We start from the raw sequence: 20020 nt of genomic DNA, 5'->3' as shown, positions 1-20020 counted from the left end.
AAAAAGCAGTTTAGCCGCTTAAGCAACTAAACTGAACTATCTCAGACAAGCATCATTCATATACCTATACCCTGGATGGTAAAAAAAAAAACCTCCTTACGGGGAGGTTTTTTGTTTTACACGCATGACGATGTCTTTTTATGAGTTGGTATAACCGGACTCTTTTTCTTTTTTAGGCCAAACAAAATTAGAAAGAGATAATAAGAAATCAATTCCTACAATAACTGTCCAAAATTCCACTACATTTTGCAGCACGTTGGTTTTTCCATTTGGTACTATATACATCATCGCTGCTAAAAGAGCTGCTCCAATAGCGTAAGCAACAAGATGCTGTATCCATGACTTAAAATAATGCTTTGCATATTCTTTTCCATAGCGCCTACGAGGTTTTTCTCCGCTTTTCATCACATGATATTGAAAGCGTTCGTCTGCCCATTGAATCATACTTTTCCCAAAAGCGATCGAAATTCCAATATACACGGCTGCAATAGCGTGAGCATAGGTCGCTGTAGCACCTCCGTAAAGGTCTACGCTCGTCACAATCAGAAGAACAAAATCAACAACAGGTGTTAGAGCTAAAATAAAAAAACTAAGCTTTTGTTTTTTAAACATATACCTTGCTGCTAATCCTAAAATGATGACTATCCAAAAAGCGATTTCACATGCAATAATCATCCAGGCTATTAAGTTCAAATAATCCCCTCTCTTCCTCTCGTTCAACGAATAGAAAATTGGTTTTAAGTGAAAATTTTTATGCATAAGTTTATTTTTACGTATATACATCCTGCTTCATAACCTTACGGCTTATTCCATCCTCAGCTGAGTTCTAAGATTCGTTGAACCGTATTTGCTAGGCGGATCTTTTAAATCGATATCTATAATATTCCCAGCTCATTCCTGCCCCGACTCCAATCGAATAAGCTAGTATATCGCTCCATAAGAAGCCATACCCCAGAGTGAGCCCTCCTAGCGCAGTCTTTCTTATGTCATCAATCCACCGAGTGTGATACAGCTGTGTAAATTCAATGAAGTAACAAAACACTATAGCAAACATACCAATCATTTTTATCCTCCATGTAGGAAACAAAAAACCCGCGCTGACAAAAATCATTAAGGCCCATAACGAATCTCCCGCATATATATTTACGATGTGAGGAAGATACGCGGTAAGTTTTCTTGATAAAAGCCCTGCTCCCATGATAACAAAAGCTAGAAGAAGATATACCCATCTATTTCTTTTATTCATTTCAAACTCCTTTTTTCTTCTTAAATACTCCGTAGCAATAAGCCTTCACTGTATAATTTTATCAGAACCGCAGACTGTTATATACCGCTTTTTTTCATTTTTTACAGCTTCCCCCTACGTATATATGACAACTGTCATAGTTTCTATATGACACGTATGTCTTAAATAGTCAGAAAAATCTCTTTATACTGAGGGTAATATACGGTGATGAAAGGAATTTCATATGACTATACAAAAACAAAAGAATTTACGAAAACAAGTTGCACCTTTTGAAAAAGCAGTAATGAAAGACAGCATAAGACAATTGATTAATACTTTTTTACCTTTTTTCACACTGTGGTTTCTCGCTTATGAGAGCCTTTCAATTTCTTATTTTTTAGCATTTCCGCTAACTGTTATCGCAGCAGGATTTTTAGTGAGAATATTCATTATTTTTCATGACTGTTGTCACTACTCTTTCTTTAAAAGTAGACAACACAATAAAATTCTCGGAACCATTACCGGTGTCTTAACGATGTTCCCTTACAGTCAATGGGGACATAGCCATGCAATTCACCATGCAACAAGCAGCAACTTAGATAAAAGAGGTACGGGTGACATTTGGGTGTTAACCGTAACAGAATATAAAGAAGCTTCTATTTGGAAAAAAATCGCTTACCGTATCTATCGTAACCCGTTCATTATGTTCGGCGTGGGACCTATATATGTATTTTTGATTACAAACCGATTCAATCAAAAAAATGCGAAGAAACAAGAAAGAATGAATACGTATCTTACAAATGTATTGATCGTTGCATTAGCAGCAGCGACCTGCTGGTTGGTAGGTTGGCAGGCGTTCCTATTAATTCAAGGACCGATTTTCTTCATTTCAGGTTCCATTGGAATTTGGCTGTTTTATGTACAGCATCAGTTTGAAGATTCCTATTTTGAAGAAGATGAGCACTGGGATTATGTAAAAGCAGCCGTTGAAGGAAGTTCATTTTACAAGCTTCCAAAACTATTGCAATGGCTAACAGGCAATATTGGGTTTCACCATGTACATCATTTAAGTCCAAGAGTGCCCAACTATAAGCTTGAAGCTGTTCATCAACACACACAGCCTCTTCAAAATGTACCAACCATTACACTCGCAACAAGTCTTCGCTCTCTTCGATTCCGTCTATGGGATGAAGAAAACAAAAAGTTTGTGAGCTTTAAAGAAATTAAAAAACGCTCAGCTGCACCAAAAGCAAGCAGAATTTCATCTCAAACAAAAGCGGAACTTTAATAAAATAAAACAAAACAGTCAAGCTTTCAAAAGCTTGACTGTTTTATCTATCTCTCTAAACTTATTTCGTTCTACTTTGTGGTAAACTAATAGTGTATTTTAACAAGTAAACGAGGTTCTTTATGAAAAAATATACGTTTTTCCAAAAAATCACTGGGCTATCTCCTTACATATGGACGGTATTTGTCATTCTACCATTTTATTTTATTTTACAGTCTTCATCTATGAATCACATTATTGTTGGTTCGTTACTCACCATCTTATTTTTTATTTTCTATCGTTTTGCGTTTGTTTCAACAGGCAAGTCCGTTTACGTATGGACGGCTTTGTTAATCGTTATTTCCTTAGCCCTGACAACTATTTTTAATTATATTTACTTTGCCTTTTACTTTGCTTTTTTTATCGCTTATTTTATTGGAAATATCCAAAAACGGCTCGCTTTCTTCACTTTGTATGCTGTTCATTTAATTAGCACCGTTATTTCGGTAAACTTTAACGTTGTTATGCAAGAAGAGATCTTTTTAAAACAGCTGCCTTTCATTTTTGTAATTTCCATCAGTGTGATTGTACTGCCATTTAGCATTTATAATCGGAAGAAGCGAGACCGGCTGGAAGAACAGCTTGAAGATGCAAATAAACGTATTTCTGAGCTTGTAAAACAGGAAGAACGCCAGCGGATAGCTCGCGATCTGCACGATACGTTAGGACAAAAGCTGTCTCTTATCGGTCTAAAAAGTGATTTAGCAAGAAAACTTATTACAAAAGATCCTGAAAAAGCAAAATCAGAATTAAAAGATGTCCAGCAAACAGCGCGCACGGCTCTTAATGAAGTGAGAAACATGGTTTCTCAAATGCGTGGAATCCGCCTTAGTGAAGAACTAAAACGCGTTCAAGAGCTTTTAGAAGCTGCCGAAATTAAGTTTGTAGGAGAAGAGGCCATTTCATTAGAGAATGTGTCGTTGCTAATTGAAAATATTCTTAGCATGTGCTTAAAAGAAGCAGTAACCAATGTGGTCAAACATAGTCAAGCCACCGTTTGCACGATTACTTTACATCAGTCTGCAAAAGAAGTAGGCATAACGGTAGAAGACAATGGAGTTGGTATTAATACGAAGAAAACCTGCTGGAAAGGAAACGGTCTTTTAGGAATGAAAGAACGGCTGGAGTTTGTAAACGGCCATCTTGATATCTCCAGTCAAGGGGGGACGATTATTCATATTACAGTTCCAAACATCGTTAAACATATTAAGGAGGAACAATTATGATTCGAATTGTTATTGCCGAAGATCAGCAAATGATGTTAGGGGCTTTAGGCTCTTTGTTAAATTTAGAAGATGACATGGAAGTTGTCGGAAAAGCTTCAAATGGGGAACAAGCGGTATCACTTGCTAAGCAGCACCAGCCAGATATATGCGTAATGGATATCGAGATGCCTCTTAAAACTGGGCTTGAAGCTGCAGAGGAACTGAAAGATTTAAACTGCAAAGTCATCATTTTGACAACGTTCGCTCGCTCCGGCTATTTTCAAAGAGCTTTGAAAGCCGGCGTAAGCGGATACTTGCTAAAAGATAGCCCGAGTGAAGAACTCGCAAATTCCATTCGAAGCGTGATGGCAGGCAGACGCCTCTATGCTCCAGAATTAGTGGATGACTTATATAGTGAATCTACTAGTCCTCTTACAGCTAGAGAGAAAGAAGTATTAGCTCTAGTAGCTGATGGAAAAAACACAAAAGAAATTGCTGACGAACTATCTATTAAGACTGGAACGGTGCGCAATTATATTTCTACCATTCTGGACAAACTCGAAGTAAAGAACCGCATTGAAGCCATTACTCGCTTTAAGGAAAAAGGCTGGTTCAAATGAAAAAAGCATGCATCAAACCGAGATGCATGCTTTTTAATCATTTGGCAATTTATCGTACCCTAATTTGTCGATGATCACAACATGCTCGGGGAATTCATCAAGCAGCTGCTGTTTTGTGAATAATTCAAAGTCACGGAAATCAAAACCTGGTGCGACCATGCATCCAACGAGAGAAAACGTATTCTCATTTGCCACAGAGGAACCAAAAATCGTATCTCTTGGAACTAAAAATTGAGGAACTTCTCCATTTTCTAAGTTTGTACCTAGTTTTACTTCTTGATAAGTTCCGTCGCGGTAAATAATATGAATGGTTAAAGGGCTTCCCCCATGATAGTACCATAGTTCATCTGATTGAAGCCGGTGGAAATGCGATACATCTTGAGACCTTAATAAAAAGTAAATACTCGTATATAGAAATCGTTTATCATCAAACTCCGATGACACTTCTTTATCAGAAATTTCATCATTGGAGCGATAGGTTTGTTTATAAAACCCTCCTTCTGGATGAGGCTGAAGCTCGAGCTTTGAAATCCAATATTCCCACTTATGTAAATCCATTACGTTCCTTCCCTTCCTTTTTCTTTTATCATTAACTACATCATAATAAATCATTCTTTCTAACACAACAAACGGCTTCATTATTCCATCAGGAAAAATGAAGCCGCTTACCACTGGTATCTTATCATTACATCCTACCCTTTCTGTTAGCACGGCTATATCTATACCTGCAAGAATGGCAGCGATGAAATAAATATGTCATATACAAATCTAACTGAAATCGATCTCCCTCAATGAAACATTGAAACGGCTGTTCTCTGCCTTGATCATTTTTTTCAGATGAACGCTGCTTAAACGGGACAATATTCATCTCTTTCCCCCCTCAGACAGATGTACTTTTTAGTGTAAATGCTGATGACAAACGTAATATTTTTTGATAAAAGTGAGGGCTGCCTGTGCATCTTGAATGCCAAGCTTTTTACAAACGCCAGCTAACATGAGCAGTTTGTACATAACCAGCTTTTGATTATTTGTTGCCAGTACGTAATAAACAATCGTATTAGCAACTGCCCGCGGTAATCTTATTTTTTTCAACTCATATAGCGCAGCAGACGAAGACATGCCTGCTTCAGTTAAAATCTGCTCAGTTGTGTACGTCTCCAAATAGCGAGCAAGCTTTCTTTCTTTATCGTTAAATATACCTTTAGAATCGTTCATTTTCTCTCCCTCTGTTATTTTAATAATCCATTAAATGCTGCATTAATTAGCCATAATGCGATAGCTCCTCCTGATAAATAAGTGCTGAGATAGACTAATAATTCCATATACCTCCCTCCCATTTCTATCTTACCCCTTCATTTCTCTAGCTGCAGTGATATTCATCACAGGTAAAAAGTGTATTGTTGAACTACTGAATAGCTCCGCAAAAGAGCTCGTGAGAAAGATCTCACGAGCTGCTTAGTTAGCATTTTTATTTTCGGATAAAGCGTTTAAAAATCATAATAATTAATAATATAACTACAATAACAAGCAAAAATTTCAACATGAGTTGTCCATCCCTTCAAATCAGTAAGTCATCTTTCATTAGTAAGTAGTTACCCTGTTTTGTTTTTTATAAACTGCCTACCTACTTATTTCATGCCGAAAATTATATAATAGTAGAAAATCACCTAAAATAGCCCTACAGGTAAAACATAAATAGGAGTATAACCATGACTGACTATCTTCAAACATTTCTGCTTGAATATTTAGAAGCAGCTGGGTTTATAAGCATTCTCTTGAACATTCTTATCAGCATTACGGGCGTATTTCCAAGCGCACCCCTTACGTTCGTAAACGTAAAATTATTTGGTTTTTGGAACGGATTTTTACTTTCTTTTATTGGAGAAGTTTTAGGTGTAGCTCTCTCTTTTTGGCTGTATCGGAAAGGGTTCCGCACACTTGTTCATACCAAAACACCTTCTCACTCCAAGTGGCTAAAGCTGCTGCGCGTACAAGGGAAAGAGAGTTTTATATTAATTCTTTCTTTGCGATTACTTCCCTTTGTTCCATCAGGCCTCATTACATTCTTCAGCGCTGTAGGAAAAGGCTCCTTTGCGGTATTCATTTCTGCTAGCGCACTTGGAAAAATTCCAGCGCTTTTTATTGAAGTTTATTCGGTTTATCATATTTCACACGGATCTATGCAAGGCAAAATCATTTTAGTGGTTTTATCCATTTTTTTGCTTTTTTATATAAGTAAAAAATGGAAGAAAAAAGCTTAACAGACTATAAAAAGGGAAGACTATCTAAAAATAAGCAAAAACATTATCTTATGTAACTGTAATAAGATAACGTATTGGAGATGGTCCATTGATTTTTCTATTGGTTTCTGGAAGTATCATTATTCCTATTATCATGCTTTTTTTCTCACTAAAGTGGAAAGGAGCAGAACTAGTTTTTAATACGCTAGCCCTTCTTTCAGCGCTAGTATTTGGAAATATAGCCGCTGCTTCTATCTATCGTATCTTAAAAAACCATACTGTTTTTATGACGAGCATTCATGCAATCTTTTTAAATTCAGCTTTTTTATTAACCGGAGCGTACCTTGGAATCTATGCACTGTATAAACTGTTAGCTCTGACCTTAAATGTAAAACAGCGTACTATGGGAAAATAGTACGCTGTTTTTTAAGTGCAGTTTATTTTATGATTCCAGTTGGTATACATAGAGGTGAACCATCAACCGGATTTTGAATGATAGTTGATGATAAATTAAACACATCTCTTATCATTTCTTCTGTAAATACTTGAGCAGGAGAACCTTCTTTGTAAATCTGACCGTTTGAAATACTGATTAAATGATCTGCATAGCGAGCTGCTTGGTTTAAATCGTGCAAGACCATCACAATTGTACAATTTCTCTTTTGGTTTAAAGAACGAAGAAGTTCAAGCACCTCAATCTGATGAGCTAAATCTAAATATGTGGTAGGCTCATCCAAAAGCAGAAGCTCCGTACCCTGTGCTAATGCCATTGCAATCCAGGCCCTTTGACGCTGTCCTCCAGAGAGCGCATCCAGTGTGCGGTGACTTAAATTAGACAGTTTAGTTGCCTGTAAAGCCTCTTCTACAATTTGATGATCTTCAGCAGAATAGCGAGCAAATAAGCCCTTATGAGGGTGACGACCGTAATAGCACAGCTCTTTTACTGTTAAATCTTCAGGAGCTTCAGGAGCTTGAGGCAAAATAGCCAGTTTTTTTGCTACTTCTTTTGATGAATGACGATGAATATCTTTTCCATTTAAATATATACTTCCTTCTGTTGGCTTCAATAAACGCGCCAATGAACGAAGGATTGTTGATTTTCCGCAGCCATTCGATCCAATGATTATGCTTATCTTTCCTTCTGGAATGTGAAGGTCAATATCGCGAATAACTGAAGTTGAATCATATGATAGCGAAAGTTTTTCCGCAGTTAACTTTGTCATTACTCTTCCTCCTTTCTCCTATTTTTTCTGTTCACGCCGCAGTAAATATAGAAAATAAGGGGCACCAATAACAGATGTTACAATTCCAGCTGGAATCTCAACGGGCGGCATAACCCCTCTTCCTAAACTGTCAGCAATTAGCAGGAATAAAGCACCTACTGCTGCTGAAACTGGTAACAAGAACTTCGAACGGCTTCCTACTAGCCTCCTACCAATATGAGGAGCAATTAAACCAATAAAACCAATTGACCCAACCACAGCTACAGATAATCCTGTCAATATCACAGCCATACTCAATAGTGTATAACGAACGTACTTTGTTCGCTCTCCTAGGCCAACTGCAATCTCATCTCCTAAGTTTAAAATATCGAGCTTAGATGCAAATATAATAATAAAAGGCACAAGTACGACGCAAGGAATTAACATCAAAAGCTCACTCCAGCCTCTTCCCCATAAGCTTCCTGTAAGCCAAAGAAGAGTTGTATTCACGTCATCCGGAAACTTAATCATAAAATACTGAATTCCAGCCTGGCAAATAGCTCCTAAAGCTACACCCACTAAAGCCAGCGTATGAGTTTTAGCTCCTTGAGAATAGGAAAACACCATAAGTATAACAGCGATGACTGATGCTCCTAAAAAAGCTGAAAGCGGCAGCAGAAGCATAGAAGCAGCTGGAAATACAATTAAGATAAAAACGGCGAATAGCCCTGCTCCTTTTGTTACACCGATAACATCAGGAGAAGCAAGCGGGTTTTTTAATATCCCTTGCAAAATAGCTCCTGCTACCGCTAAAGCCGCACCGACCACAATAGCAATGAGGGTACGTGGAATGCGATAATTTGTTAAAATAAAGGAACTACCTTGGGAACTACCTACTATTTGCTGAAAGATTTCTGCAGGGGAAATATAAACGGCTCCTACTCCTAAGCTAATTACAACCGTGAAGATTAAACATAATAATAAGATACTTAATATTTGATAAGGGTGTTTTCTTTTCATTGCTTAATATTCCTCCCTTTTCTAGCAAGATATAAAAAGAAAGGAGCTCCGATAAGAGCTGTTACGATACCTACTGGCGATTCAAAAGGATATGCAATGAAACGAGACAGTACATCGGCATAAACAAGCAAGATAGCTCCTAATAGAGCTGAAAATGGCAGGATCCGCTGATAGTCTCCTCCTACTAATTTTCTAGCTATGTGAGGTACAATGAGACCTACAAATCCAATTGGCCCCGCAACGGCAACAGATGCACCTGCAAGCATAATGACTAGTATACCTGCAAAAAAGCGAATCCATTTTACCTTTTCACCTAAACCCGTTGCCATATTCTCTCCTAACACTAGGATCGATATAGAACGAGATGATACAAAAGCTAGAAGAAGACCTAGAAATGACCAAGGTAACAAAATTTTCACATGAGTCCAGTCTTTCCCGTTAATAGAACCTACAAGCCAATACAAAACGTCCGTAGCTTGTTCATTTAACACAATCACTCCTTGAGTAAGCGACGATAAAAATAAATGCACGGCCATTCCGGCAAGTGCTAGTTTCACATGAGTTGTCTTTCCGCCCGATGCGAACAAATAAACCGTTATTCCTCCTAAAGCTGCTCCTAAAAAGGCAATATAAACAGTTGATTGAGAGGTAAGGTCAGGAAATAGAATAAAAGCTATTACAATCGCTAACGAAGCACCTGCGTTCACCCCAAACACTTGGGGTGAAGCAAGCGAATTTCGTGTAATAGCTTGCATCAATGCTCCAGCAACTGCCAAGCTGGCTCCAATAAGAGCTGCCAGCACGGCTCTTGGCAACCTGAGCGTCTGTACGATCGTTGTCTGCTTAGAGTCATCAGGAGCAAAAATTGCTTTAATTACTTCTGTAAAACTAACTGCAGAGGATCCCACAGCGACATGCAAAATCATTCCGATGATTAACAAGCAAACACTAGCTACCAACACAATGTATTTATTTATTTTTTGCTTTTGGACAAGGTTTGTCATTTCCAACACACTTTCTACAGTTTTCTTTTCTAAACAAATAGAAGCAAGAATAGAATAACTATTCTCGCCTCTTTGTCAGATTCCGCTATATTACTGCTGCTTATTGTTTAGTAACTTAACCGTATCTTTTCCAATTGCCTCAGCTGAAATCACCCCTCGGAATCTTGTCCATAAATCACGGTCTACTACAAACACTTTATCATTTTTAACAGCTTCTAAATTTTCCCAAAGAGGATTTTTTTTCCATTCATCCGTTACAAGTTTGCCTTCATTATTTGCTAGGATTAAAATATCTGGATTAATGTCTGACAGCTGCTCTAAATTCATTTCAGCATATGCTTCTTTGTTCTGCACAGCGTTCTTCAACCCTAGCTTTTCAAGAAATTCTCCGTCATAAGAAGAAGACGTATGCGCTTGGAAAGAAGTATCTCTGACAACTGCTGGTAAGACTGTCTGACCACTTTCTTCTTTTAACTCATTTTTTAATTTTGAAATTGTTTCTTCATGCTCATTTAATCGCTGCTCTGCCTTTTTTTCTTTTCCTACTGCTTTTGCAATTGTTTTAAATGAGTCTATATTTTCTTCATATGTAGATTCACGGCTTTTTAATTCGATTGTAGGCGCAATTTTGTTTAATTCTTTATAAATTGCTTTATGACGCTGCACATCGGCGATAATTAAGTCCGGCTGCAGGGAACTAATTACTTCTAAATTCGGCTGTTGACGTGTTCCTACTGAAGTGTAGTCAATCTTTCCACCTACAAGTTTTTTAATCATATCTTTTTTGTTGTCATCTGCAATTCCTACTGGCTTCATTCCTAAACCTTGCAGAGCATCCACAAAGGATAGTTCAAGAACAACTACTTTTTTAGGATTTTTAGGAACTTTCGTTTTTCCAAGCTCATGCTGAACAGACACCTTTTGGTTATTATCTGAATTTTCTTTCGACGAATTTTGATTTGACCCGCATCCTGCTAGAACAAATAAAATAGCAACAATAGCAGCTATACTGAGAAGTCTAATCTTTTTAACTTGCTTCATTTTAATGCTTCCTCCTATGTATATACTCTTTTTGACGCTGATAATCATTATCATCAATGTTATCTGTTAATTCAAGATGAGTCAATAGTTTTCTCGTAATACGGGACATATTTTGAATAAATAACAAAAAAATCCTTTCACTGCTTTTTGAAAAAGCTTTATTCCCTCCCCTTTTTACGATACACTATGTACAAGTTGACCAAATCCAACTTTATTGCACTAATACATTTTAGATAAACTTAATTTTGGAGTGAAAATAATGAATTCGTCTCTATTACAAATGAATACTATATTTATTAGTATTCTTATTGAAGCTCTTCCTTTTGTATTACTAGGCGTAATCATTTCAGGAATTATTCAAATTTTTGTAACGGATGAAATGATGGCTCGAGTTATTCCTCAAAATAAAATAGGTGCTGTCATATTAGCTAGTGTGATTGGAGCTCTTTTTCCAGCCTGTGAATGTGGAATTGTGCCTATTACTAGACGTTTAATGGCAAAAGGGGTTCCTCTTTATGCTGCCATTCCTTTTATGTTAACAGGCCCTATTATTAATCCAGTTGTTTTATTTTCTACCTTTGTAGCTTTCGGAAACGATTGGAAAATAGTGTTTTATCGGGCAGGAGTAGCTTTTATTGTTTCCTTACTTGTAGGTCTTATTTTAAGTGTTCAATTCAAAGCACCTCAGACAAAATGTGAGGTTCATTTGCATACTTCCCCCAAGAAAATGAGTGAGAAAGTTTCACAATCGATTCGTCATACTATTGATGAGTTTTTTTCTGTTGGGAAATTTTTAATTATTGGCGGATTAATTGCTGCCGGCATGCAAACGTTCGTGAAGACCTCTACTTTACTTTCATTGGGACAAGGAAATGTTTCATCAAATACGGTAATGATGGGACTTGCCTACGTATTATCGCTTTGTTCCTCTGCAGATGCGTTTATCGCTTCCTCGTTTCGCAGTATGTTTACAGATAGTGCTATTGTTTCATTCTTGGTATTCGGTCCAATGTTTGATATCAAGAATACGCTGATGATGGCTAAGCCAGTTTAAGACTAAATTTGTCTTTACGCTTTTGGCGTATGTCTTCATTTTAGTACTTATTGTTTCGATTTTAATTGTTCATTAGTAAGGATGAATTTGGCATGATTCGTATTTTAATTTTAATAGGGTTTACGTTCATCTTCATGCACCTTCATGCAACTGGGGATATCTCAAAATATATCAATATGAAATATTCCTGGATTTCATTTTGCACCATCTTTGTCCTTTGGTTCTTGACTATTGCAGAATTAATCTTTTACATGATAGGCCCTAAAAAACATGATGATGATTGTAGCTGCGGATGCGCCCATAATCATCAAGATGGCAAATGGAAACGAAGAGCATGGTACCCAATTTATATTTTACCTGTATTCACTGTCTTATTTTTACCTGTCGCAACCCTTGATTCTAATATTGTTGAAGCTAAAGGGTTCCATTTTCCTATTTATGACAAAAAAGATCCTTATTCTTCTCATCAATTTTTACAGCCTGACACAAGTTCTTTTTACGGAGAAGAAGCCTATGATAAAATGATTCATCGTGATCTTAAAAAGTTTTCTAAAGGAGAAAATATCAACTTAGAAGATGAGGAATTTTTTAATGCAATGGAGACTATTTACCGATATCCTGGTCAATTCAGTGGCAAAACCATTTCTTTTAAAGGATTTATGTATCAAACGAAGGAGCTAAAAAAGAATCAGTATTTTCTCTTTCGCTTTGGTATTATTCATTGTATTGCAGATTCAGGGGTGTTTGGAATGCTTATTGAGTTTCCAGATGATATTACTTTTAAAAATGATGACTGGGCAACGGTTACAGGAAAAATTAGTACAATGTATTACCAGCCGTTCAAAAAAACCATCCCTGTTGTGAAAGTAACAAAAGTAAAGCGTGAGCAGGCTCCAAAGGACCCTTATGTATATCGAAATAACCAATAATTAAAAGCCGTTCTTTTAAATAAGAACGGCTTTTTACATTAATGAACAAATTCCATTTTTTCTTCGATTTTATGAAATTTCTCATAAAATTCCTCCGCTGAAATCGGTTTGGAGAAATAGTATCCCTGCACTTCATCACATTTTTCTTTATGAAGAAGTTCTACTTGTTCAACTTCTTCTACACCTTCTGCTACGACGGATAGCTGTAAACTTTTGGCTAGTGTAATAATGGCTCTGACAATCGACACTTCCGTTGTATTAGGATCTAAATCTTTAATAAAAGACCGATCAATTTTCAGCGTATGAATAGGCAACTTCTGAATATAGCTGAACGAGGAGTATCCTGAGCCAAAATCATCAATCGAAATAAATACTCCTGCATCTTTTAAGATTTGTAGCTTTTCGATTGTTTGCTCAACATGCTTCATCGTAACACTTTCTGTAATTTCAAGCTCTAAATATCGTGATTCTAACTCTACTTCACGCAAGACACCTAACACATAATCAACAAAATCAATTGTACCAAAATCCACGCTTGATATGTTCACACTCATTTTTAAGGGAGGAAGTCCTTGAAGCTGCCAATACTTATTTTGATGGCACGCTTTTTTTAATACCCATTTCGTCAGTGTAACAATAACGCCTGTTTCTTCAGCAATCGGAATAAATTCCGCGGGAGAAATGACGCCCATCTCGGCATGAGTCCACCGGATTAAAGCCTCCACTCCAACAATATGGCCACTTTGAATATTGACTTTCGGCTGATAGTGAAGCTCCATTTCGCCCAGCTCAAAAGCCTTGCGTAAACCATCTTCAATTCTCATTCGTCGCGTAGTATGAACCTGCATTTCTTTTTGATAAAACAGATAATGATTACGCCCTTGTTTTTTGACTTCGTACATCGCTAAATCCGCATGGCGAACTAGCACTTCAAGTAAATTTCCATCTTTAGGAAATAAACTAACTCCGATGCTTACCCCTAAATAAACATCTCTCGATAGCACTACAAAAGGAGTGGATAAGCAGTCATTTAATGATTGACAGATTTTTTTCACTTCTTCATCCGTCCTATCATGCAGTAAAACTAAAAACTCATCTCCTCCAAAACGCGAAAGCACATCTTGGTTTCTTAGGCAGCTCTTCATTCGATCGACAACCTGAAGCATAAGCTGATCTCCAGCATGATGACCAAGCGTGTCATTTACCTGTTTGAAACGATCTAGGTCTAAAAATAAGAAATGAAGCTTTTTTCCTGAAGCAGCTGCTGAATCAATAGATTTCTCTACAATGTTTGAAAACATACTGCGGTTTGGTAAATCTGTTAGCATATCGTGAAAAGCCATATATTGAAGCGATTCTTGAGCTTTTTTCTGTTCCGTTACATCTCTAGTTACTGTCTGAAAAAGCGTCTCTCCATTAATTTGAATGAGCGTAGATTTTACTTCTAAGAAGAGTTCCTTACCTAACGCATTAAACATTTTCAACTGAGCTAATGGAGATCTTGGCTCATCTTTTCTATCCTTTACTGCCTTCAATCCTTTTTTAATATCAGGAACTTGTTCAGATGAAAAGAAATCATATAACGATTTACCAACGAGCTGGTCTTCCGTTACTCCTAAAAGCTGAATCATAGCATCATTCACAGACACGACCTCTTCTTCTCGATGGACCATAATCGCCAATGGAGAGGAATAAAACAAGTTTTCATAGCGATTTTTTGCTTCAATCAACGTTTTTTCCGCTTCGCGCTCTTGCGTCATATTGCGGATATACAGCATATACTCAACCGCCTCTTCAATTCCTACCGCCATCACCGTTATCTCAACCGTAACTTCTCTATTACTTATCAAAAGGGAGTGCTCAGTTCGTCCATCTTGTAGAGAAGAAAATTTATAGAAGGGCAGCAGCTTAACAACATTACTCCCGATTATATCTGATGCTTTAAGAGAGAAAAGCGTTTCCGCTGCATAATTGAGCGATAAAACATGTCTTTTTTCATCGATCACCAAAATAGCATCCAGGGCGGATTCAAAAAAAGCCCATTTTAAAACTTCTTGTTTTTGTACGCGTCGATCCATAAAAATGGTTAAAAACACAGCCGTAAATAGGCAGACAATAAAAAAAACAATAACGACGGATAAATATATTGGATTTAAGGCAAAACCGTTTGAGTGTTCAGACATTGACATTCCTGAAAAAGAAGCTGCCTGCATGCCCGTATAGTGCATACCTGCAATAGCAATGCCCATAATAGTAGAACAAATAACCTTAGCAAAAACGGTAAGCTTCCCTTCATTTAGCTTTGAATAAAAACCAAGCCACAAAGCTGTATTAGAAGCAGCAACAGCAATAAGAATAGAGAGAAAAACGATAAACGGATCATATGAAATCATAATTGGCTCCATAGCCATCATGCCCAAATAGTGCATAAAAACAATTCCAGCTCCCATAAAGCTCCCTGCAATGGTCAGTGCCTTCATGCTTTTCTTTTGTTTGTGAATGAGGTAGAGGCCTATATAACATCCCGTTATCGCTCCCAAGATTGAGAGAAGAACAAACCATAAATTATATGAAACATCTACGGGCAAGTGAAAAGCAAGCATGGCGATAAAATGCATTGACCAAATGCCTATTCCCAATGTAAATGCCCCACTGATTAACCAAAACTGAATAAATTTTGCCCGGGAAATTTTCACACGATTAGCTAACCCAAAAGAAGCGTACGCCGCAGTAATAGCGATAAGGAAAGAGAGTGTAACGAGTAACTCATTGTACGTCCCTTCTAGTAAATGTGTATGATGATTCATTCATGACCTTCCTTCAATTCGTTCTTTTCTTTGTTATCGGTTAAGGCCTAAAAATATTTACTATTTCAAAAGAACTTATGCTTGATTTACTTCTTACCTTTTGAACGTCCTGACAACATTGCGCTCACTTTTTCCTTGTTGACGGTGTATAAACAAGTACAATCATCTGACTCATACGCCTCTTCTAGTTGAAACGAAAATGTTTTTAAAAGAGTAATTGAATCTTTATTATTAGGATCAACTTTTGCTTCAACTTCTTGTATATGAAACTCTTCAAAAGCTTTTTCTAGCAAAAGGCAGAGTGCTTCTGTCATGAGGCCTTTTTTCCAAAAAGGTCTGCCTAAATCATACCCTATCTCTCCTTGCTTTTTAACATAATCAATACGGTTTAGACCGCAGGTTCCAATGATCTCATCGGAAGTCTTTAATCGAATAGCATAGCGTGTTGCTTTCCCTTCTTTCGTCAAACTTTGGAGAAGTGCAATCATGCTTTCCGCCTGATAAAGAGTCGTAAAGGGCTCAATGTTCATATATCTAGTAACCTCTTCATCCGACCAATATTCAAAAACTTTAGAAGCATCTTTTTTCTGAAGAGGAGATAAATATACCCTCATCAATGTTCTCCCTCCTTTTGATGAATGATGGAGCAAGACATTTTCATCTGCTCCTTTTTCACCTCTTAAAAAATCTCACATGGTGCACGGAACATGTGAGATTTGACATTTAACTATTTTTTGATTGTGCATCGCGCAGCTGCGTATATAAACGATTAATTGCTACAGTCATTGACTGTTCATAGGAATGATGATCATAATAAACTGCTATATTTTTTAACATTTCATACGTTTGATGATCAAGCTGCACCTCAAGCGTAATTTTTTCGTCAATTGTTGCTGTTTGCAAATGATGAGGCAAGTCCTCTTTTGTAGATACTTGCTCTGCAATATGAATTGCTTCTTCTACTGTTTCAATTCGGCCGTACTGATGCACCCATCTTCTGCCCATTTCAATCGTATCTTTTACAAACTGACGATTGGTAATGGTATCTTTAATATTAAATTGATGATCTGCCACATATACAGATTGATACAAGATTACACTGATCACTTCGTCTTTTAAATTTAATTTTCTCAGCTCATCAATTAAATCCGCTATATATTTAGGTAATGGACTAAATGTCCCTCGCACTTCCTTAATTAAATCCATGGCAATGGATTCAGTTGAATTGCGTTTAAATGCTTTTATAATATCTATCATTACATGTTCGTTTGCCATACATACACCACCATTTATGAATCGAATAATTTCATGCTCCTTGCTGCTTTGCATAGACATTCACTATTCGTTTAAAATATATACTATTATTCTATTATATAAAAAATATGAATAAGTTGGTATAGGATGAATGATTTATCATTATTTTTTCATAAGATTTTATGAAAAAGAACATGTTTATCTATTACTAGCATAAATCCAGCACAGCAAATAACGGTCTCGCTAAAATCTGAGAAGACAAGCATTTATTATTAGTAAATGTGAGTTTTTCTTTAATAGAAGACATTAAATAAAAGAGACCAAACCAATCCCGCTTATTGAAGTATATGGTCAAAAGATTTTTAGATGTTAGATGACAGAAGGTATCCAATATCAGCAATCAATCTCCTTCCCTGTTCATTGTCACTTAGTCCATCTATCAAAACAACGGCATAATACGTTTCGTTACCTCGCATGAGAATAGCACTATCATGTTCTGCTCCCTGTAGTTCTCCAGTCTTATTCGCAGCTTGAAACGCTGACCCTATACGTGCTGGAAGCTTATGCTGAAACTGCTGTATTTTTAACATTCTCATTATTTTTTCGCGACTAGATTTTTGCAAAAGGTTTCCTTCATATATTTCCCTTAGACACTTTACTACGTCAGAGGCACACGTATAATTATCAATCCCTTTTTCAACAGCGATTTCGTCCATCATATAGCGGTTTAAAACGGTTTTCTTTAATCCTAGATTTTTAGCACATTCGTTAATTTTTTCAAATCCTACTAAAGAAATGAGCTCATTTGTAGCTATGTTGTCAGAAACAACTATCATAAGGGTAAGCAGCTCTTCCACTCTAATATATGTTAACCGCGGAAGAGCTCTAAGTACGCCTGCTCCGCCAACCGTGTTTTTTTCCGTTCTTTGAATGACAGATGTTAAAGCCAAGATGCCCGCATCAATTTGACGAAACGCTTCTATTGCAAGCAGCAGCTTGATTGTACTTGCTGCTCGTTGTTGGATAAAAGAATTAATCTGTATGGATTCTTTTCCTTCAATATGAATACGTATAAGTCCATTATTACTCCGCTTCCATGTAGTAACTGCATCTTCGATTTTCATTCTCGCTCTTTCCATCATTTTGTCGCAGCTGTTTCCATATAGTTGTTACTCATTATCTTTTGATTGTATAAGTGACAGGCTACAAAGTGATTGTCTTCAACTTCCTGCCACTCTGGCTTTTGAGTCTTACAGGCTGCTACTGCAAGAGGACAGCGCGTATTAAACACGCAGCCAGAGGGCGGATTAATTGGACTCGGTAATTCTCCTTTAAGAACAATCCGCTTCCGATTATCCTCAACGTCAGGATCAGGGATAGGAATAGCTGACAGTAGAGCTTGAGTGTAAGGGTGAAGCGGTTTTTGATACAGCTCCGAACTTGTTGTTAATTCTACTAAATGCCCTAAATACATAACTCCAATACGATTGCTTATATGCTTTACCATCGACAAGTCATGTGCAATAAATAAATAAGTTAACCCTTTTTCTTTTTGGAGTTTTTTTAATAAATTAACTACTTGAGCCTGTACAGACACATCTAAAGCAGAAATAGGCTCGTCTGCAATAATGCATTCTGGATTTAGTGCTAAAGCTCTCGCAATCCCTATACGCTGGCGCTGTCCGCCGCTGAATTCATGTGGATAGCGATTGGCATGATCACGGTTTAGCCCGACATCTTCTAGCAGCTCATACACGCGGTTCAGCATCTCTTTTTTATTCGAATAAAGTCCGTGAACCTCCATTGGTTCTGAGATAATCTCCTTCACGGTAGAACGAGGGTTTAGTGAAGCATATGGATCTTGAAAAATCATTTGCATATTACGATGAAAAGCAAATTTTTCTTTCTCTGATAGCTCATGCACGTTTTTCCCTTTATAAAGCACCTCTCCTGATGTACGGTTATACAACCCAATGATTGTTCGTCCGGCAGTTGATTTTCCGCAGCCGGATTCACCAACAAGTCCAAAGGTTTCTCCTTTTGAAATATGAAAAGACACGCCGTCTACTGCTTTCAAAACCTGCTTATTCGTAATCGAAAAATATTTGCTCAGCTGCTTTACTTCTAACAAATGCTTCGTTGTCATAACTGCCACCTCCTAATAATAGCGCCGGGCTGCGCACAGCTCTTCTTCATAAAGCGTTCCTTTTAATTCGATCAGTTCAACGGTTTTACCTGTTTTAGGTGAATGAAGCATTTTTCCTTTACCATAATAAATACCAACATGGTGGATAGATCCTTCACCTTTTTCATGAGCGAAAAACAGCAAATCTCCAGGTTGAATAGAGGCTAATCCTACTTCTTTTCCTTGCCTTGCTTGATCGGTTGCATCTCTTGGAATAAGATATCCGTTTGCTTTATGAGTAGCATAGGCAAACCCGGAACAATCATATCCCCAGGCACTCATGCCCCCCCATAAATATGGAAGATTCAAAAACTGTTCTCCCGCTGCAATAATCATATCCCCAGTTCCTTTTACTTTACGGTTTCTATCCTCTATTACAACAGCATCTTGACGTTTTATTCTCCCACTGCCAATCGGCGTTTGAACTTCTAGCCATTCTTTATCTTCTTTTAAAAGAGGCAGCTGCGTTTGATAACTAATTTGCAAGGCTTCTTCCGCTAGGTGCAGGGTCGCAATCGTTGCTGATACCACTGCCGTTGGTTTATTCAATGGAAAATATTCAGCTTGAGAAATCAGTTGGTGGAAAGGAACCCACCCGGGATATCCTCTTTCATCTTTAGAAGAAAACTGAGAAGGAATAACGATTTTTGCCCATTTACCTTTTATTTCCGTTACATATACTTCTTCTCCTAGTAACAGCTGCGTTTGAACTAAATTTTTCTCACAAAGCTCCAACCGGCGTGTATACGTTAATTGTTCTAGCCATTTATCCAGTTTTACTGGGAAACTTGTTGCATTGTCATCTATTTCTCTGCTAGATTCATAAGAAGTCCAAACAGTCGCTACAGCCACACAAACGTAATACGCTTTTTTATCCATCACTTATTTATCCTCCCTCCAGGTTTAA

Annotated in this window: 20 protein-coding genes and 1 pseudogene; 7 read left to right on the top strand and 14 right to left on the bottom strand. The window is 37.3% G+C overall.

Features of this window, described 5'->3' with window-relative positions:
* Positions 1–138: 138 nt before the first annotated feature.
* Both LJC66_RS07180 and LJC66_RS07175 read right to left on the bottom strand, forming a co-directional pair.
* Positions 139–693, bottom strand: a complete 555-nt coding sequence (locus tag LJC66_RS07180; RefSeq protein ID WP_230932123.1) for a hypothetical protein — start codon at positions 691–693, stop codon at positions 139–141.
* Positions 694–850: 157 nt separating this feature from the next.
* Positions 851–1246, bottom strand: coding sequence for a ribosomal maturation YjgA family protein (locus LJC66_RS07175; protein WP_195694960.1), 396 nt, complete (start codon positions 1244–1246; stop codon positions 851–853).
* 223 nt (positions 1247–1469) lie between these two features.
* On the opposite strand from LJC66_RS07175, the gene desA reads away from it, so the two are divergent.
* The 3 genes from desA (at position 1470) to LJC66_RS07160 (ending at position 4377) form a co-directional block, all read left to right on the top strand.
* The gene (gene desA / locus LJC66_RS07170; protein ID WP_195694961.1) at positions 1470–2513 is read left to right on the top strand and encodes a Delta(5) desaturase DesA; all 1044 of its coding nucleotides are present in this window, start codon (positions 1470–1472) and stop codon (positions 2511–2513) included.
* 122 nt (positions 2514–2635) lie between these two features.
* On the top strand, positions 2636–3778 hold the full coding sequence (locus LJC66_RS07165; protein WP_025749309.1) for a sensor histidine kinase: 1143 nt from the start codon (positions 2636–2638) through the stop codon (positions 3776–3778).
* Positions 3775–4377 carry a response regulator transcription factor gene (locus LJC66_RS07160; RefSeq protein WP_013056197.1) on the top strand — a complete coding sequence of 201 codons (603 nt, stop codon included), beginning with the start codon at positions 3775–3777 and terminating at the stop codon, positions 4375–4377. Before LJC66_RS07165 ends, LJC66_RS07160 begins: the two co-directional genes overlap by 4 nt.
* A 33-nt stretch (positions 4378–4410) precedes the next feature.
* Here LJC66_RS07160 and LJC66_RS07155 read toward each other — a convergent pair whose 3' ends face one another.
* Together LJC66_RS07155 and LJC66_RS07150 are read right to left on the bottom strand one after the other, a co-directional pair.
* A complete protein-coding gene (locus LJC66_RS07155) occupies positions 4411–4935 on the bottom strand; it encodes a cupin domain-containing protein (protein ID WP_050690762.1) in 525 nt (174 codons plus the stop codon).
* A gap of 339 nt (positions 4936–5274) precedes the next feature.
* Entirely contained in the window at positions 5275–5592 is a 318-nt protein-coding gene (locus LJC66_RS07150; protein WP_013056195.1) for a hypothetical protein, read from the bottom strand.
* Positions 5593–6086: 494 nt separating this feature from the next.
* On the opposite strand from LJC66_RS07150, the gene LJC66_RS07145 reads away from it, so the two are divergent.
* Both LJC66_RS07145 and LJC66_RS07140 read left to right on the top strand, forming a co-directional pair.
* Positions 6087–6638: a TVP38/TMEM64 family protein gene (locus LJC66_RS07145; protein ID WP_195694963.1), complete on the top strand. Its 552-nt coding sequence runs from the start codon at positions 6087–6089 to the stop codon at positions 6636–6638.
* Positions 6639–6726: 88 nt separating this feature from the next.
* On the top strand, positions 6727–7032 hold the full coding sequence (locus LJC66_RS07140) for a transposase (protein WP_195694964.1): 306 nt from the start codon (positions 6727–6729) through the stop codon (positions 7030–7032).
* Positions 7033–7054: 22 nt separating this feature from the next.
* Here LJC66_RS07140 and LJC66_RS07135 read toward each other — a convergent pair whose 3' ends face one another.
* From LJC66_RS07135 to LJC66_RS07120, 4 genes are all read right to left on the bottom strand, one after another.
* The gene (locus LJC66_RS07135; protein ID WP_230932122.1) at positions 7055–7840 is read right to left on the bottom strand and encodes an ABC transporter ATP-binding protein; all 786 of its coding nucleotides are present in this window, start codon (positions 7838–7840) and stop codon (positions 7055–7057) included.
* 18 nt (positions 7841–7858) lie between these two features.
* Complete coding sequence (locus LJC66_RS07130; RefSeq protein WP_230932121.1) at positions 7859–8839, bottom strand: FecCD family ABC transporter permease; 981 nt, start codon at positions 8837–8839, stop codon at positions 7859–7861.
* Positions 8836–9843 (bottom strand): FecCD family ABC transporter permease, encoded by a 1008-nt coding sequence (locus LJC66_RS07125; protein ID WP_195694967.1) that lies wholly within the window; start codon positions 9841–9843, stop codon positions 8836–8838. Before LJC66_RS07125 ends, LJC66_RS07130 begins: the two co-directional genes overlap by 4 nt.
* Positions 9844–9933: 90 nt before the next feature.
* Positions 9934–10884 (bottom strand): ABC transporter substrate-binding protein, encoded by a 951-nt coding sequence (locus LJC66_RS07120; RefSeq protein WP_195694968.1) that lies wholly within the window; start codon positions 10882–10884, stop codon positions 9934–9936.
* Between the two features lie 259 nt (positions 10885–11143).
* On the opposite strand from LJC66_RS07120, the pseudogene LJC66_RS07115 reads away from it, so the two are divergent.
* Both LJC66_RS07115 and LJC66_RS07110 read left to right on the top strand, forming a co-directional pair.
* Positions 11144–12014, top strand: a pseudogene (locus LJC66_RS07115) (permease).
* Positions 12015–12030: 16 nt separating this feature from the next.
* Positions 12031–12867 (top strand): TIGR03943 family putative permease subunit, encoded by an 837-nt coding sequence (locus tag LJC66_RS07110; RefSeq protein ID WP_230932120.1) that lies wholly within the window; start codon positions 12031–12033, stop codon positions 12865–12867.
* Positions 12868–12905: 38 nt separating this feature from the next.
* Here LJC66_RS07110 and LJC66_RS07105 read toward each other — a convergent pair whose 3' ends face one another.
* The 6 genes from LJC66_RS07105 to LJC66_RS07080 form a co-directional block, all read right to left on the bottom strand.
* The gene (locus LJC66_RS07105; protein WP_230932119.1) at positions 12906–15674 is read right to left on the bottom strand and encodes a bifunctional diguanylate cyclase/phosphodiesterase; all 2769 of its coding nucleotides are present in this window, start codon (positions 15672–15674) and stop codon (positions 12906–12908) included.
* A gap of 86 nt (positions 15675–15760) precedes the next feature.
* A complete protein-coding gene (locus LJC66_RS07100) occupies positions 15761–16288 on the bottom strand; it encodes a GNAT family N-acetyltransferase (protein ID WP_230932176.1) in 528 nt (175 codons plus the stop codon).
* A gap of 109 nt (positions 16289–16397) precedes the next feature.
* Positions 16398–16949, bottom strand: a complete 552-nt coding sequence (locus LJC66_RS07095) for a hypothetical protein (protein ID WP_013056190.1) — start codon at positions 16947–16949, stop codon at positions 16398–16400.
* A 341-nt stretch (positions 16950–17290) separates the two neighbouring features.
* Positions 17291–18052: a serine hydrolase gene (locus LJC66_RS07090; RefSeq protein ID WP_230932118.1), complete on the bottom strand. Its 762-nt coding sequence runs from the start codon at positions 18050–18052 to the stop codon at positions 17291–17293.
* 14 nt (positions 18053–18066) lie between these two features.
* Positions 18067–19074 (bottom strand): ABC transporter ATP-binding protein, encoded by a 1008-nt coding sequence (locus LJC66_RS07085; RefSeq protein ID WP_102813280.1) that lies wholly within the window; start codon positions 19072–19074, stop codon positions 18067–18069.
* A 12-nt stretch (positions 19075–19086) separates the two neighbouring features.
* Positions 19087–19992 carry a C40 family peptidase gene (locus tag LJC66_RS07080; RefSeq protein WP_230932175.1) on the bottom strand — a complete coding sequence of 302 codons (906 nt, stop codon included), beginning with the start codon at positions 19990–19992 and terminating at the stop codon, positions 19087–19089.
* Positions 19993–20020: the final 28 nt, after the last annotated feature.

The sequence above is a fragment of the Priestia sp. TSO9 genome (assembly GCF_021029645.1).
Taxonomy (GTDB): domain Bacteria; phylum Bacillota; class Bacilli; order Bacillales; family Bacillaceae_H; genus Priestia; species Priestia megaterium_E.
The sequence above is the reverse complement of the archived record's forward strand: the minus strand, read 5'-3'. Positions and strand labels throughout refer to the sequence as shown.

What these genes read in the sequence shown, in the direction of transcription:
- LJC66_RS07175 (WP_195694960.1), bottom strand. Translation starts at nt 1,246, where the DNA reads ATGAATAAAAGAAATAGATGGGTATATCTTCTTCTAGCTTTTGTTATC.
- desA (WP_195694961.1), top strand. Translation starts at nt 1,470, where the DNA reads ATGACTATACAAAAACAAAAGAATTTACGAAAACAAGTTGCACCTTTT.
- LJC66_RS07165 (WP_025749309.1), top strand. Translation starts at nt 2,636, where the DNA reads ATGAAAAAATATACGTTTTTCCAAAAAATCACTGGGCTATCTCCTTAC.
- LJC66_RS07160 (WP_013056197.1), top strand. Translation starts at nt 3,775, where the DNA reads ATGATTCGAATTGTTATTGCCGAAGATCAGCAAATGATGTTAGGGGCT.
- LJC66_RS07155 (WP_050690762.1), bottom strand. Translation starts at nt 4,935, where the DNA reads ATGGATTTACATAAGTGGGAATATTGGATTTCAAAGCTCGAGCTTCAG.
- LJC66_RS07150 (WP_013056195.1), bottom strand. Translation starts at nt 5,592, where the DNA reads ATGAACGATTCTAAAGGTATATTTAACGATAAAGAAAGAAAGCTTGCT.
- LJC66_RS07145 (WP_195694963.1), top strand. Translation starts at nt 6,087, where the DNA reads ATGACTGACTATCTTCAAACATTTCTGCTTGAATATTTAGAAGCAGCT.
- LJC66_RS07135 (WP_230932122.1), bottom strand. Translation starts at nt 7,840, where the DNA reads ATGACAAAGTTAACTGCGGAAAAACTTTCGCTATCATATGATTCAACT.
- LJC66_RS07130 (WP_230932121.1), bottom strand. Translation starts at nt 8,839, where the DNA reads ATGAAAAGAAAACACCCTTATCAAATATTAAGTATCTTATTATTATGT.
- LJC66_RS07125 (WP_195694967.1), bottom strand. Translation starts at nt 9,843, where the DNA reads ATGACAAACCTTGTCCAAAAGCAAAAAATAAATAAATACATTGTGTTG.
- LJC66_RS07120 (WP_195694968.1), bottom strand. Translation starts at nt 10,884, where the DNA reads ATGAAGCAAGTTAAAAAGATTAGACTTCTCAGTATAGCTGCTATTGTT.
- LJC66_RS07110 (WP_230932120.1), top strand. Translation starts at nt 12,031, where the DNA reads ATGATTCGTATTTTAATTTTAATAGGGTTTACGTTCATCTTCATGCAC.
- LJC66_RS07105 (WP_230932119.1), bottom strand. Translation starts at nt 15,674, where the DNA reads ATGAATCATCATACACATTTACTAGAAGGGACGTACAATGAGTTACTC.
- LJC66_RS07100 (WP_230932176.1), bottom strand. Translation starts at nt 16,288, where the DNA reads ATGAGGGTATATTTATCTCCTCTTCAGAAAAAAGATGCTTCTAAAGTT.
- LJC66_RS07095 (WP_013056190.1), bottom strand. Translation starts at nt 16,949, where the DNA reads ATGGCAAACGAACATGTAATGATAGATATTATAAAAGCATTTAAACGC.
- LJC66_RS07090 (WP_230932118.1), bottom strand. Translation starts at nt 18,052, where the DNA reads ATGAAAATCGAAGATGCAGTTACTACATGGAAGCGGAGTAATAATGGA.
- LJC66_RS07085 (WP_102813280.1), bottom strand. Translation starts at nt 19,074, where the DNA reads ATGACAACGAAGCATTTGTTAGAAGTAAAGCAGCTGAGCAAATATTTT.
- LJC66_RS07080 (WP_230932175.1), bottom strand. Translation starts at nt 19,992, where the DNA reads ATGGATAAAAAAGCGTATTACGTTTGTGTGGCTGTAGCGACTGTTTGG.